A 13,435-nucleotide genomic window follows, 5' to 3' on the forward strand; every position below is an offset into this window, starting at 1 on the left:
TACGTGGTGGTCAGGTGCGCGCGCCCCGGGCCGCTGCCACGGCGGCGGCGAGGTCCACCGGGTCGTCCCGTACCGTCGCCGTCGCGGTGGTCAGGTCCCCACGCACGTGGGAGATCCGGTGTCCGTCGGGGGTGGCGACCACGTCGATCCACTCCCCGCGCGGATGGCCGCAGCGGCGTTCGCACCCGGACCAGTACACAGGGAGCCGTCCGGCCGGTCCGACGGCGGCCCCCGCCTCGGCCCGCACATCGGCCAGCGACTTCGCGCAGCCGGGCTGCCCGATACAGGCCCCCACCCCGGCCCAGGGGGAGTCGGGGCCGGTGATCAGACCGGCCCGGGTGAGTCCGCTCAGCAGGCTGCCCGCACGGTCGGATCCGATCCCGGTGACGACGACCCCGCGCCAGGGGGTGAGGCGCAGTTCCCCGGCACTCGACAGCAGCCGCCACTGGGCCGGGTCCAGCCGTCCAAGCGGTACGCCGACGGACAGCGCGGCCCCATGGAGGCCGCCCGGGACGGGTCCGGGGACAGGAGGAAGGGCTTCGGGAGGGCGGGGGCGGCGGGCCGGGGTGACGGCGATGTCCGCCTGCCGCAGCCGTCGGACGACTTCGGCGGGCAGCGCGGCAGCAGTGCCGTCCGGCAGGTCCTTCACCCGCCAGGCGCCGGTGTCCCGGGCGGAGTCGAGGAAGGCTTCGGCGGCGATCAGCGCGGCGCGGGGGCCGTCGGCGGCGGGGACGCGGAGAACGGCGTCGCCGTCCCCGATGCGCAGCAGGGCGCCGCCGTCACCGTGGCCCAGGAGGGTGAGATCGGCTCCGAGGGCGTCCACATCGCCGCGGCCGTCGTCGAGCGCGAACAGGAACCGCCCGGAGAGCGCCGTCGCACTGTCACTTCCGCACAGAAGCCGGTCCAGTGCGGTCAGCCAGGGTCTGACGTCGGTGGTCCCGAGGCCGTCGAGCCCCGAGAGAGGGGACGCGACCACGTTGCGTACCCGTTCATGACGTCTCGAGGGCAGCAGTCCGGCTTCGTCCAGCAGCCCGGCCAGCTCCGCGCCGCAGTCCGGTGCGAGCCCGCGCAGCTGCACGTTTCCGCGCGAGGTGAGATGCAGCTCACTGTCACCGAGGCGCTCGGCGGCCTGCCCCAGCGCCTCTGCCTGGCGGGGCGTCAGCACCCCGCCGGGTATGCGGATCCGCGCCAGCGCACCGTCGTCCGCCCGGTGCAGACGCAATGCGCCGGGGCAGGCGTCACCGCTGCTCCGGGCACACGCATCGCCCGGAGACCGGGACGGAAGGGGGGAGGCGGACATGGCGGCGAGCATACCGACCGTGACCGTGGCGCACTCCTACGGTCACTGTGACCTACGGGACACCCGCTGCCGCCCCGGTCAGGGCGGGGGCCGTCTGGTCAGCACCCCCCTCCCCCCGCCTACTATGCCTAGCGGCGGTCCGTTGGGCCCGCCATCGCCAGACGGCGACATGGGAGGAAGCCCGGTGAGATTCCGGCGCGGTCCCGCCACTGTGAGCCCGGCCCACCGGCCGTGCGAGTCAGGAACTCCTGTCCCCAAGCTCTCGGCTCCGGCTGAGCAGGGGAGACCCCAATCCGACACTGCCCGGGGCGTGGACACCCCGGGAAAGGACTGACGCCGCATGATCCTGCTCCTGTCGACGTCCGACACCGACCTGCTCAGCGCCCGTGCCTCCGGCGGCCCGGTCGGCTTCCGCTACGCGAACCCGTCCCGGCTCTCCGGCGAGGACCTGCCCCAGCTCCTGGACGGCACCGACCTCGTCGTCGTACGCCTCCTCGGCGGTGTCCGCGCCTGGCAGGAAGGGCTGGACCAGGTGCTGGCCACCGGCCGCCCGGTCGTCGTCCTCACCGGTGAACAGGCCCCCGACGCCCAGCTGATGGCCGCGTCCACCGTCCCCATCGGCATCGCCGCCGAGGCGCACGCCTACCTCGCGCACGGAGGCCCCGCCAACCTGGAACAGCTGGCCCGCTTCCTCTCCGACACCGTGCTGCTCACCGGCCACGGCTTCGAGCCGCCCGCCCCGGCCCCCGCGTGGGGCCCGCTGGAGCGGACCGCCCGGGACGTCACCGGCCCGACCGTCGCGGTGCTCTACTACCGCGCCCACCACATGAGCGGGAACACCGCGTTCATCGAGGCGCTCTGCACGGCCGTGGAGGACGCGGGCGCCCGCCCCCTCCCCCTGTACGTCGCCTCTCTCCGTACGCCCGAACCGGAGCTCATCGACGAACTCCGCGCCGCGGACGCCATCGTCACGACGGTCCTCGCCGCGGGGGGCACCAAGCCCGCGACCGCGTCGGCCGGCGGCGACGACGAGTCCTGGGACGCGGGTGCCCTCACCGGCCTCGACGTCCCGGTCCTCCAGGCACTCTGCCTCACCAGCCCGCGCGCCGCCTGGGAGGAGAACGACGAGGGCGTCTCCCCGCTGGACGCGGCCACCCAGATCGCGGTGCCGGAGTTCGACGGGCGTCTGATCACGGTCCCGTTCTCCTTCAAGGAGATCGACGAGGACGGTCTGCCCGCGTACGTCGCCGACACCGAGCGCGCCGCCCGGGTCGCCGGAATCGCCGTACGGCACGCCCGGCTCCGCCACATCCCGGCCGCCGAGAAGCGGATCGCGCTCGTCCTGTCCGCCTACCCGACCAAGCACTCCCGCATCGGCAACGCGGTCGGTCTCGACACTCCCGCCAGCGCCGTCGCGCTGCTGCGCAGGCTCCGCGAGGAGGGCTACGACTTCGGCCCGGAGGAAGAGATTCCGGGCCTGGTCTCCGGGGACGGCGACGAGCTGATCTACGCGCTCATCGAAGCGGGCGGCCACGACCAGGAGTGGCTCACCGAGGAGCAGCTGGCCCGCAACCCGGTCCGGATCCCCGCCGCCGACTACCGCCGCTGGTTCGCCACACTGCCCGCCGAACTCCGTGAGGCCGTCGAGCAGCACTGGGGCCCGGCCCCCGGCGAGATGTTCCTCGACCGGTCCCGCAACCCCGAGGGCGACATCGTGCTCGCCGCCCTGCGCCGAGGCAATCTGCTGATCCTCATCCAGCCGCCGCGCGGCTTCGGCGAGAACCCGATCGCGATCTACCACGACCCCGATCTCCCGCCCTCGCACCATTACTTGGCCGCGTACCGCTGGATCGCCGCGTCCGCCGACGACAACGGTTTCGGCGCCGACGCGATGATCCACCTCGGCAAGCACGGCAATCTGGAGTGGCTGCCCGGCAAGAACGCCGGTCTCTCGGCCGCCTGCGGCCCCGACGCCGCGCTGGGCGATCTGCCGCTGGTCTACCCGTTCCTGGTCAACGACCCCGGCGAGGGCACCCAGGCCAAGCGCCGGGTGCACGCCACCCTCGTGGACCACCTCGTGCCGCCGATGGCGCGCGCCGACAGTTACGGCGACATCGCCCGCCTCGAACAACTCCTGGACGAGCACGCCCAGATCGCGGCGATGGACCCGGCCAAGCTGCCGGCCGTCCGCGCCCAGATCTGGACCCTCATCCAGGCCGCGAAGCTCGACCACGACCTGGGCCTCGAGGACCGGCCCGAGGACGAGGGCTTCGACGAATTCATCATGCATCTCGACGGCTGGCTCTGTGAGATCAAGGACGTCCAGATCCGCGACGGCCTGCACGTCCTGGGTGCCGCCCCGGCCGGCAAGGACCGCGTCAACCTGGTCCTCGCCGTCCTGCGCGCCCGCCAGATCTGGGGCGGCACGGCCTCGCTGCCCGGCCTGCGTGAGGCGCTCGGCCTCGACGAGTCGGCGGCCACCCGCACCGCGGCCGACGAGACCGAGGAACGGGCCCGCGCCCTCGTGCAGGCCATGGACGACGCGGACTGGGACCCGGCGGCCGTCGCCCGTGTGGCCGCGGGGCACCCGCAGGCCGTCGCCGACATCCTCGACTTCGCCGCCCGCGAGGTCGTGCCCCGCCTCGCCGCGACGACCGACGAGCTCGACCACGCGGTCCACGCGCTGAACGGCGGCTTCGTCCCCGCCGGTCCGTCCGGATCCCCGCTCCGCGGTCTGGTCAACGTCCTGCCGACCGGCCGCAACTTCTACTCCGTCGACCCGAAGGCGGTCCCCTCCCGCCTCGCCTGGGAGACCGGCCAGGCCCTCGCCGACTCGCTCCTGGAGCGCTACCGCGCGGACAACGGCGACTGGCCCACCTCCGTCGGTCTGTCCCTGTGGGGCACCAGCGCGATGCGCACCGCGGGCGACGACATCGCCGAGGCGTTCGCGCTGCTCGGCGTCCGCCCCGTCTGGGACGACGCCTCGCGACGGGTCACAGGCCTGGAGGCGATCCCGTACGAGGAGCTGGGACGCCCCCGTATCGACGTCACGCTGCGCATCTCCGGGTTCTTCCGGGACGCCTTCCCGCACACCATCGGCCTCCTCGACGACGCCGTGCGCCTGGCGGCCTCCCTGGACGAGCCGGCCGAGCAGAACTTCGTACGTGCCCACGCCCAGGCCGACCTGGCCGAACACGGCGACGAGCGGCGCGCCACCACCCGGATCTTCGGCTCCCGGCCGGGGACCTACGGTGCCGGTCTGCTCCAGCTCATCGACTCCCGCGACTGGCGCACGGACGCCGACCTCGCCGAGGTCTACACGGTGTGGGGCGGCTACGCCTACGGCCGTGAGCTGGACGGACGCCCGGCCCGGGACGAGATGGAGACCGCGTACAAGAGGATCGCGGTGGCGGCGAAGAACACCGACACCCGTGAGCACGACATCGCGGACTCGGACGACTACTTCCAGTACCACGGCGGCATGGTCGCGACCGTGCGCGCGCTGAAGGGCACCGCCCCCGAGGCGTACATCGGGGACTCGACCCGCCCCGAGACGGTCCGTACGCGCACGCTGGTCGAGGAGACCTCCCGGGTCTTCCGCGCCCGGGTGGTCAACCCGAAGTGGATCGAGGCGATGCGCCGCCACGGCTACAAGGGCGCCTTCGAGCTGGCCGCGACGGTCGACTACCTCTTCGGGTACGACGCGACGACGGGCGTGGTCGCGGACTGGATGTACGACAAGCTCACCGAGACGTACGTCCTTGACCCCACGAACCGCGAGTTCCTCCAGCAGGCCAATCCCTGGGCCCTCCACGGCATCGCGGAGCGCCTTCTGGAGGCGGAGTCCCGGGGCATGTGGGCGAAGCCCGACCCCGCGGTGCTCGAAGCGCTGCGCCAGGTGTTCCTGGAGACCGAGGGCGACCTGGAGGGCGAGGACTGAGCGGAACACCGGCCGGGGCCCTCCCCGGCCGGTGCGCCGAGGTCCTGCCTTGCTGCCTCCAGGCAGCGGGTCCAAGCTGGTGGGATGGGTGACCGAGCGGGCCATGCGCCCATCCCGTCCGTCCAGCATGCGTTCCGCTTGATGGAAGCCGTGGCGGCGCACGAGGGCGGCGCGCCCGCGGAGCAGCTGGCGCGGCAGACGGGGCTGCGTTTCGACGCGGCCCTGCAACTGCTGCGGTCCCTCACTCAGGACGGCTATCTCCGCAGGCTCGAGGACGGCGGCTTCGTCCTGGGCGACAAGCTGAACAGCGGCCACTCCGCCGAGGACCTGATCAGCCGGGTCCGCCCCGCTCTCGCCTCGCTGCGGGACGACCTGTCGGCAGCCGCCTACCTCACCTTCTACGAGGAGGGGGAGATCAGGATCGCCGAGATCGTCGACAGCCCGCTGACGCCGAAGGTCGACCTCTGGGTGGGATTCAAGGACGCCGGGCACGCCACGGCACTCGGCAAGTGCGTCCTGCGTGAGCTGGACGACGACGGGCGCTCCGACTATCTCTCGCGGCACACGCTCGCCGATCTCACTCCCCGCACGATCACGCACAGGGAGGAGCTGATCCAGCAACTCGAATCGTCGCTTCCGGCACCGGTGGTCATGGACCGGGAGGAGTACGACCTCGGCACGGTGTGCATCGCGGTGCCCGTGTACAACGGCACCACGCTCGGCTCGCTCGGCGTCTCGTTCCGCGCGGACAGGATGTACCGGACCAGTCAGGTCCGCGAAAGCCTGCTGTCGTCGGCCGGCCGCGTGACCAGGGGACTCTCCTTCGGCAGCTGACGAGAATCGGCCCCGGGGGTCACGATCCTGCGAAGCCGTACCCGTCCGCGTGAGCTCCTACGAGCCGTGTCCGCCCGCGGTGACGGCCTTGAGCTCGTCCAGCAGTTCCCGCATCACCAGCGACATCCCGCGTTCCTCGGACACCGCGATCCAGCGCTCGAAGCCGACCTTGAAGACGGCGATGCCCGCTTCGGCGGTCAGGCTCGCGGCCGGCTCCGGCACGCCGCGCCGGCGCAGGGTGCCGGCGAGCGCGGCTGACAACGAGGCGAGCTTGATCAGCTCGCGCTCCTGGAGCTCCGCGTTCGCCACGATCACGGCCTGCCGCTTCCGCGCGTACGCGCGCCGGTCCTCGAACATCTCGGAGGCCGCGTCGAGGCCCACCGCCACGACGTCGATCGGCGCCATGGACGCCGGAGCACCGGCGGTCGCCCCGACCAGCAGGTCCTGCAGCTCGGAGCCCCCGAAGAGGACCTCGCGCTTGTCCGCGTAGTGCCGGAAGTAGGTCCGCTCCGTGAGCCCGGCCCGCTTGGCGATCTCCGCCACGGTGGTCTGCTCGAATCCGCGCTCGCTGTAGAGCTCCAACGCCGCCTCCGCCAGGCGCCCGCGCGCGTTCGGCTCCCATCTGCCCATGCGCAGATCCTACGCGATGGCAGGGACTGACATCAGATGCTACGGTCAATGTCAGTCACTGACATCGATAGTTCCGGAGTTTCCCATGCGTATCTTCGTGACCGGTGCGTCCGGCTGGATCGGTTCCGCCGTCGTGCCCGAGCTCATCGGCGCGGGCCACCAGGTCGCCGGGCTCGCCCGATCCGAGACCTCCGCCGCCGCACTCACCGCCGCCGGGGCCGAGGTGGTCCGCGGCACCGTCGACGATCTCGACGCCCTGCGGGAGGCGGCCGCAGTGTCGGACGGGGTGATCCACCTGGCCTTCAAGCACGACATCGCCTTCACGGGCGACTTCCGGGGCGCCGCCGAGGCCGACCGCAGTGCGGTCGACGCCTTCGGCGAGGTGCTGGCGGGCACCGGCCGCCCCCTGGTCATCGCCTCGGGCGTCGTCGGCCTCGCCACCGGGCATGTGGCCACCGAGCGGGATGTGCCGACGATCGACGGCTCACCGTTCTCGGTACGGGCGGCCACCTCCCAGGCGGTACTCGGACTCGCCTCGCACGGCGTCCGCTCCTCCGTGGTGCGGCTCTCCCCCACCTGCCACGGCGAGGGAGACAACGGCTTCATGGCGGGCCTGGTCGCCATGGCCCGCGCCCATGGGGCCTCCGGCTACATCGGCGACGGCGCCAACCGCTGGCCGGCGGTCCACCGCCTCGACGCCGCCAGGCTGTTCCGGCTGGCCTTCGAGAAGGCCCCTGCCGGATCGGTGCTGCACGGCGTCGCGGATGAGGGCGTCGCGATCCGCGACATCGCCGAGGTGATCGGCCGCCACCTCGACGTGCCGGTGACCTCCGTGGCCCCGGCGGACGCGGCGGAGCACTTTTCCTGGCTGGGCGGCGTCATCGGTCTCGACGCCCCGGCGTCGCACACCCTCACCGGCGAACTGCTGGGCTGGCAGCCGACCCGCCCCGGTCTTCTCGAGGACCTCGAGAAGGGCCACTACTTCGACGTCTCCTCCGCCGCCTGACGGCAACGACTGGGGCCCCGCCCCGAGGGCCGGGGTCCAGGCGTGCCGCCGGACGGCCGGACCGGTCAGGAATCGAGAAGCGCGCAGCGCGGAGCCGCCATAGCTTCGTCACATGGCTTCCATCGCATCCGTCACCCTCGAGGTGGCCGACCCCACCGCCGCCGAACACTTCTACGCCACCGCCTTCGGTCTGGGCCCCGAGCTCCGCGTGCGGGCCTCGGAGCAGCCGACGACCGGCTTCCGCGGCTTCACGCTGTCGCTCACGGTCTCCCAGCCGTCCACGGTCGACGGCCTCATCGACTCCGCGCTCGAAGCCGGTGCCTCCACGGTGAAGCCGGCCACGAAATCACTCTGGGGCTACGGCGGCGTCGTACGGGCTCCCGACGGTGCGCTCTGGAAGATCGCCACCTCGGCGAAGAAGGACAAGGGCCCGGCGACCCGGCAGATCGACCGCCTCGTGCTCCTCCTGGGCGCCGAGGACGTGCTCGCGAGCAAGCGGTTCTACGTCGACCACGGCCTCAAAGTAGGGAAGAGCTTCGGCCGGAAGTACGTCGAGTTCGACACGCCGTCGAGTCCCGTCACCCTTGCGCTCTACGGCCGCCGCGCCCTGGCGAAGGACGCCGGGGTCCCGCCCGACGGCACCGGATCGCACCGGATCGCGCTCGACAGCGACAGCGGCCCCTTCACCGACCCGGACGGCTTCGAGTGGGAGAAGGCATCGCACTGAGGGGCGCCCGACCGTCCCGGCGCGTACCCCTGTCGAGCTGAACGCGCTGGGCATCGCCGGGGCTGCGTGGCACGATCGCCCACGTGACGAGCAGACCCGCCGAGGCCCAGCATCTGCGCGACCTGGCGCGGCTGCGCCGCGTCCGCGACCGGATGGACCGGGAGTACGCGCAGCCGCTGGACGTGGAGGCGCTCGCCAGGGGCGTCAACATGTCGGCCGGACACCTCAGCCGCCAGTTCCGGCTCGCTTACGGCGAGTCGCCGTACGGCTATCTGATGACGCGGCGGATCGAGCGGGCGATGGCGCTGCTGCGGCGTGGAGATCTCAGCGTCACCGACGTCTGTTTCGAGGTCGGCTGCTCTTCGCTGGGCACCTTCAGCACTCGCTTCACGGAGCTGGTCGGCATGCCGCCCAGCGCCTACCGGCGCCAGGCGGCGAGCGGAACGGCGGGACTGCCGGCGTGCGTGGCGAAACAGGTGACCAGACCGGTCAGGAATCGAGAAGCCCGCGCCGTCGATCCGCCGCTAGCGTGACGACCATGGACATCACCATTCACACGAGCGTCCTCCCGCACGACGACCCGGACGCCGCACTGGCCTTCTATCGCGACACCCTCGGTTTCGAGGTCCGCAAGGACGTCGGATCCGGCACGATGCGCTGGATCACGGTCGGCCCCGCCGACCAGCCCGGCACCTCCATCCTGCTGGCACCGCCGGCGGTCGACCCGGGCATCACCGAGGACGAGCGCCGCACCGTCGTCGAGATGATGGCAAAGGGCACCTACGGCTGGATCCTCCTGGCGACCAAGGACCTCGACGGCACCTTCGAGAAGCTCCAGGCCGGCGACGCCGAGGTCGTACAGGAACCGACCGAACAGCCGTACGGCGTTCGCGACTGCGCCTTCCGCGACCCCGCCGGCAACCTGATCCGCGTCCAGGAAGTGCGCTGAGCCCACCGCACCCGCGGCTGTGACCGAAGGCGTCGGTCGCCGGAGTACCCGGTTCGCGGGGCGGCCGACGTCCTCAGCCGGGCGGGAGCCCGGAGCCCCGGGCTCCCGCGCCGTGCCTTCAGCGGCCGGCCGGCGTATCCGGAGGCTTCGTGGACCGTGACGAATCGAAGCGGATATTCCGGTGATCGGTCGTTACGATCCGCGCATGACAGGCATCCATACGTGGTCGCTACTGGTGACGTCGCACGACCTCCTGCGCACAGAGGTCGCCGCAATTCCCGCTGACGGCCGGCAGCTGCCCACTCCGGCCGCGGAGTGGAACGTCATCCAGGTCGTCCAGCACTCGGCCGGCGACCAGCTCGCCTACGCCTCGGCCCTGACCGGCCGTCCTGGCCCTGACCAGGACCCGTTCGCTCCCTCTCCCACCTGGAACGGCGACCCGGCCGAGCTCCTCGACACCGCTTTGAAGGCCTCGACGGACGCGTTCGCCACGCTCGACCCGTCCAGGGAGACGGTGCCGGTCCCGCTGCCGCCCTTCGAGGTCACCGCGGCCACGGCGGCCGGCGCAGCAGCACTGGACGCGGCGATCCACGCCTGGGACATCGCCGTCGCGACGGGCCGCCCCTCCCCGCTCACCGATGAACTGGCCCGCCGACTGGCGCCGGTGGCCCAGGAACTGGTCGAGCCGCTGCGCGGTTTCGCCTACGCCCCCGCCATCGATGCGGCACCGGGCGCCGGCGACGCTGTCGCACTGCTCAACTACCTCGGCCGCGACGCGGAATGGCGCCCCACCACGTGACCCGGAGCGCGTGACAGTACGGATGCGCTGCCAGGGGCGGTCACCGGTCCGGTCGGCGTCGATGCCCCGGTCCCGGCCGTCCGCGCCGGATGGCGGCGACCGGGCTAGGGTTTGACCAGGGGCGAATCGGATTATTCGGAAATGCCATGTACCGACACCGCAAAGCGCCGGACAGCACCCAGGAACTCCTCGTTGCCCTTGGGCGTCTTGTCGATCAGGCACTGGAGAACATCAGGCTCCAGCAGGCCCGGGCGGAGCTGGGCATGGCGCTGCAGCGGCACATGCTCCCTTCGGACCTGCCCGATTTTCCGGGCATCCGACTGGCAGCCCGGTACGCGCCTTCGCAAGACGGTCTGGCTGTCGGCGGTGACTTCTACGACGCCTTCCCGATGAGAGACGGGGTGGCGGGGATGGCCATCGGCGATGTGCAGGGCCACGGAGTGGAGGCCGCTGCCTTCATGGGAGAAGCCCGTGCCAGTCTGCGGGCCCTCGCCAGTGTCACGGGTGATCCAGGGGAGGTGTTGACCTGCGCCAATGACTTGCTGATCTCGCTCGGCTGCGACCTCTTCACCACCTGTTGCCTGCTGAGTTTCGTACCGGGGAGCGGTGATCTGGGCATCGCCCGGGCCGGCCACGTCCCGATGGTGTGGGGCACCGACACGGGCGATTCGGGTGTGTCCGTGGACGACGGCGGGGTTCCTCTCGGGATCCTGCCCGGCCAGAGCTACCCGGTGGTCCATCGACGCCTGACACAGCCCGGTTACCTCGTCCTGGTGACCGACGGCGTGGTGGAAGGGCCGGCGTACCCGATCGAGGAGGGCCTGGCGGAGGTGGCCAGGCTGGTGGGCGCCGGACGTGGTGTCGGCCCCGACGTCCTGGCGTCGCGGGTGATCCGGGTCGCGGACCGCACCGGACACAACGACGACGCCGCCGTTCTCGTCGTCCGCCACGACGGTCCGCCGGACACCCGGTAGCAAAGGCGTACCGCCCGTCGGCAGTGCCGTGGTGTCGGCGCGTCCGTCCGGCCCGGACCACTCTGTGTGGTGTCTGATGCTGATGTGGTGGACAGCTCACAACTCAGGCGGCACAGAGCCACTGCCCTGACGATTCTGGCGGTCGCCGCGCTCTACTACGCGACCGCCCGCCTGGGGCTGCTCCAGCAACTGGTCCGCGGGCAGGTCACGCCACTGTGGCCTCCGACCGGTATCGCGGTCGCCGCCCTGCTCCTGTTCGGAGCGCGGGTCTGGCCCGGCATCGCCGTCGGCGCCCTCGCGGTCAACATCTCCATCGGCCCCACGGCCCTGTCCGTACTGGCGATCGTCGTCGGCAACACCGTCGCCCCGGTCTTCTCCTACCTTCTGCTGAGCCGAGCCGGTTTCCGTGACGACCTCGACCGCTTGCAGGACGCACTGGCCCTGGTCTTCCTCGGCGCCCTGGGTCCCATGCTGATCAGCGCGACCATCGGCAGCAGCACGCTCGCCCTGTCGGGGGCACTGCCTGCCGGCGGCTTCTGGCCGACATGGTCGGTGTGGTGGACGGGCGACGCCATGGGCGTGCTGGTCGTCACCCCCTTCCTGCTCGTGGCCCGACGGGCCCGGTGGCCACACGCCGTCGGCCTTCTGACCTGGGCCGAGGCGGCAGCACTGGCGGCGTGCACCCTGACCGTGACCTTCCTGGCGACCATCGCCGGCAGCTCGTCACTGCTCTTCCTCGTCTTCCCTTTCCTGATGTGGGCCTCGTTCCGCTTCGAACGTGCGGGTGCCGCACCGTGCGCCCTGGCCATCTCCACGCTCGCAATCCTCGCCTCCGGCCGGATGACCGGCCCCTTCGCCGATCACGACCTCCTCACGAACATGGTCACCCTCCAGGCGTTCAACGGCACCGTCTCTCTCACCGCGCTCCTCCTCACAGCGGTCGTCTCCGAACGGAACCGCACCCACGAAGAGATCCAGCGCCTGTGCGGGCAGCTCTCCGACGCGGTGACGCACCAGGACACGGGAGCCCGCCGTGCTCCCCCCGATGCGTGAGACCGCAGCCCGGGCACCCCTCACGATCCGCACCGCACCGAATGGCGGAGGACGCGTGAGGGGTTGCGCCCCACACGCTTTCCTCGTGTTCGTCCGGGGGCTCGGGGAGGTTCGGGAGCGTCCTGACCTGTGGCGGGTTGGGTCGGGAGGGCCGCCGAACGACACCGGACGTCGGTGAACGAAACCAGAGACACAACCTCTGAGAGGCAGTCAGGAACGCCGGTGATCAGGGGGAGACCCAAGGCCTGAGTCGTGCTCCTGTCCGGCTAGCCGGGAAATGGGCCGCGGACCGAGACGCCGCCGTCCAGCACGATCTGCTGACCGGTGATGTAGCGCGCCTCGTCCGATGCCAGGTAGACGGCCGCAGCAGCCATCTCCTCCGACGTGCCGTAGCGGCCTGCTGGGATCTCAGGGACCCATTCGTCGGAGGGGCCGGCGTTGACGGCGGTGCTGATCGCCCCACCTGCGACGACGTTCATCCGGATGCCGTCGGCCGCGTACTCGGCCGCAACGGTCCGCGCCAGGCTGTACAGGCCGGCCTTGGCGGCGCCGTAACCGGCCTGCTTCGGCGCGGCCATGAATCCGGTGACCGAGCCGACGCTGACGATGTTCCCGCCGGTGGCCTGTTTCAGGAACAGCCGCAGCACGTGCCGCACCGCGCGAGCCACGTAGCGCAGGTTCACTTCGTAGACGGTGTCCCAGTCCTCGTCGGCCATCTCATGCAGCTTGACCGCGGGTACGAACGCTACTTGCCCACCGACCACCGTGACCAGGATGTCCAGCCCGCCGAGCCGCTCGGCCGCGCCGGAGATCACCGCTTCGAGCTGCGCGAGGGAGCGGACGTCACCGCTCAGCGCATGGGCGACGTGTCCGGCCGCCCGCAACTCGTCTGCCGCCTCGGCCGCCCGTGCGGCATCCACGTCGACCACCACCACTGCCGCCCCGGCGGCCGCACAGGCACGGACGATGCTCCGGCCTATCCCTGCCCCGCCACCACCGATCACCAGAGCCCGCTTGCCGTCGAGCCTGCTCAACCCGGCCATGCACCCTCCCCCTCATCAAGTTGCGCAAGGCTATCGACGCGACGGCCCTGTGGGGGGAAGAAGGCACTGCTGCGACCTTCGGAACGAACCGCCTCTGCCATCAGCGCGCCGCCCTTGCCGCGCAGTCAGAGGCGGAGACGTGCACCGTGTGCCCACTGCGACCGGAAACTGGGGGCCACC

General features: G+C 71.6%; 12 protein-coding genes and 1 riboswitch. Of the genes, 9 read left to right on the plus strand and 3 right to left on the minus strand.

Features of this window, described 5'->3' with window-relative positions; translation table 11 throughout:
- Positions 1 to 10: 10 nt before the first annotated feature.
- Entirely contained in the window at positions 11 to 1,312 is a 1,302-nt protein-coding gene (cobG, locus tag ACFWFI_RS17460) for a precorrin-3B synthase (RefSeq protein WP_387390616.1), read from the minus strand.
- Positions 1,313 to 1,473: 161 nt separating this feature from the next.
- A riboswitch (cobalamin riboswitch) is annotated at positions 1,474 to 1,548 on the plus strand.
- A gap of 92 nt (positions 1,549 to 1,640) precedes the next feature.
- Here cobG and cobN point away from each other — a divergent pair.
- Together cobN and ACFWFI_RS17470 are read left to right on the plus strand one after the other, a co-directional pair.
- Positions 1,641 to 5,240, plus strand: a complete 3,600-nt coding sequence (gene cobN / locus ACFWFI_RS17465) for a cobaltochelatase subunit CobN (RefSeq protein WP_387390619.1) — start codon at positions 1,641 to 1,643, stop codon at positions 5,238 to 5,240.
- Between the two features lie 84 nt (positions 5,241 to 5,324).
- Positions 5,325 to 6,074, plus strand: coding sequence for an IclR family transcriptional regulator (locus tag ACFWFI_RS17470; protein WP_387390622.1), 750 nt, complete (start codon positions 5,325 to 5,327; stop codon positions 6,072 to 6,074).
- 57 nt (positions 6,075 to 6,131) lie between these two features.
- Here the strand turns inward: ACFWFI_RS17470 and ACFWFI_RS17475 are convergent, their stop codons facing one another.
- Positions 6,132 to 6,704, minus strand: a complete 573-nt coding sequence (locus ACFWFI_RS17475; RefSeq protein WP_387390624.1) for a TetR/AcrR family transcriptional regulator — start codon at positions 6,702 to 6,704, stop codon at positions 6,132 to 6,134.
- Between the two features lie 85 nt (positions 6,705 to 6,789).
- Between ACFWFI_RS17475 and ACFWFI_RS17480 the strand changes: the two genes are divergently transcribed.
- From ACFWFI_RS17480 to ACFWFI_RS17510, 7 genes are all read left to right on the plus strand, one after another.
- A complete protein-coding gene (locus ACFWFI_RS17480) occupies positions 6,790 to 7,710 on the plus strand; it encodes an SDR family oxidoreductase (RefSeq protein ID WP_387390626.1) in 921 nt (306 codons plus the stop codon).
- Between the two features lie 112 nt (positions 7,711 to 7,822).
- Positions 7,823 to 8,437: a glyoxalase gene (locus ACFWFI_RS17485; RefSeq protein ID WP_387390627.1), complete on the plus strand. Its 615-nt coding sequence runs from the start codon at positions 7,823 to 7,825 to the stop codon at positions 8,435 to 8,437.
- Positions 8,438 to 8,520: 83 nt separating this feature from the next.
- Positions 8,521 to 8,970, plus strand: coding sequence for a helix-turn-helix transcriptional regulator (locus ACFWFI_RS17490; RefSeq protein ID WP_387390629.1), 450 nt, complete (start codon positions 8,521 to 8,523; stop codon positions 8,968 to 8,970).
- Positions 8,971 to 8,975: 5 nt separating this feature from the next.
- A complete protein-coding gene (locus ACFWFI_RS17495; protein WP_387390631.1) occupies positions 8,976 to 9,386 on the plus strand; it encodes a VOC family protein in 411 nt (136 codons plus the stop codon).
- Positions 9,387 to 9,591: 205 nt separating this feature from the next.
- Complete coding sequence (locus ACFWFI_RS17500; RefSeq protein WP_387390633.1) at positions 9,592 to 10,185, plus strand: TIGR03086 family metal-binding protein; 594 nt, start codon at positions 9,592 to 9,594, stop codon at positions 10,183 to 10,185.
- Positions 10,186 to 10,331: 146 nt separating this feature from the next.
- Positions 10,332 to 11,159, plus strand: coding sequence for a PP2C family protein-serine/threonine phosphatase (locus tag ACFWFI_RS17505; protein ID WP_387390635.1), 828 nt, complete (start codon positions 10,332 to 10,334; stop codon positions 11,157 to 11,159).
- A gap of 87 nt (positions 11,160 to 11,246) precedes the next feature.
- Entirely contained in the window at positions 11,247 to 12,212 is a 966-nt protein-coding gene (locus tag ACFWFI_RS17510) for an MASE1 domain-containing protein (RefSeq protein ID WP_387390637.1), read from the plus strand.
- A gap of 266 nt (positions 12,213 to 12,478) precedes the next feature.
- Here ACFWFI_RS17510 and ACFWFI_RS17515 read toward each other — a convergent pair whose 3' ends face one another.
- Positions 12,479 to 13,255 (minus strand): SDR family NAD(P)-dependent oxidoreductase, encoded by a 777-nt coding sequence (locus tag ACFWFI_RS17515; RefSeq protein WP_387390639.1) that lies wholly within the window; start codon positions 13,253 to 13,255, stop codon positions 12,479 to 12,481.
- Between the last annotated feature and the right edge of the window lie 180 nt (positions 13,256 to 13,435).

The sequence above is a fragment of the Streptomyces sp. NPDC060209 genome (assembly GCF_042728155.1).
GTDB lineage: Bacteria > Actinomycetota > Actinomycetes > Streptomycetales > Streptomycetaceae > Streptomyces.

Coding starts and splice junctions, on each gene's coding strand:
- ACFWFI_RS17515 (WP_387390639.1), bottom strand. CDS start 13,255: ATGGCCGGGTTGAGCAGGCTCGACGGCAAGCGGGCTCTGGTGATCGGT.
- ACFWFI_RS17480 (WP_387390626.1), top strand. CDS start 6,790: ATGCGTATCTTCGTGACCGGTGCGTCCGGCTGGATCGGTTCCGCCGTC.
- cobG (WP_387390616.1), bottom strand. CDS start 1,312: ATGCTCGCCGCCATGTCCGCCTCCCCCCTTCCGTCCCGGTCTCCGGGC.
- cobN (WP_387390619.1), top strand. CDS start 1,641: ATGATCCTGCTCCTGTCGACGTCCGACACCGACCTGCTCAGCGCCCGT.
- ACFWFI_RS17475 (WP_387390624.1), bottom strand. CDS start 6,704: ATGGGCAGATGGGAGCCGAACGCGCGCGGGCGCCTGGCGGAGGCGGCG.
- ACFWFI_RS17470 (WP_387390622.1), top strand. CDS start 5,325: ATGGGTGACCGAGCGGGCCATGCGCCCATCCCGTCCGTCCAGCATGCG.
- ACFWFI_RS17485 (WP_387390627.1), top strand. CDS start 7,823: ATGGCTTCCATCGCATCCGTCACCCTCGAGGTGGCCGACCCCACCGCC.
- ACFWFI_RS17500 (WP_387390633.1), top strand. CDS start 9,592: ATGACAGGCATCCATACGTGGTCGCTACTGGTGACGTCGCACGACCTC.
- ACFWFI_RS17495 (WP_387390631.1), top strand. CDS start 8,976: ATGGACATCACCATTCACACGAGCGTCCTCCCGCACGACGACCCGGAC.
- ACFWFI_RS17505 (WP_387390635.1), top strand. CDS start 10,332: ATGTACCGACACCGCAAAGCGCCGGACAGCACCCAGGAACTCCTCGTT.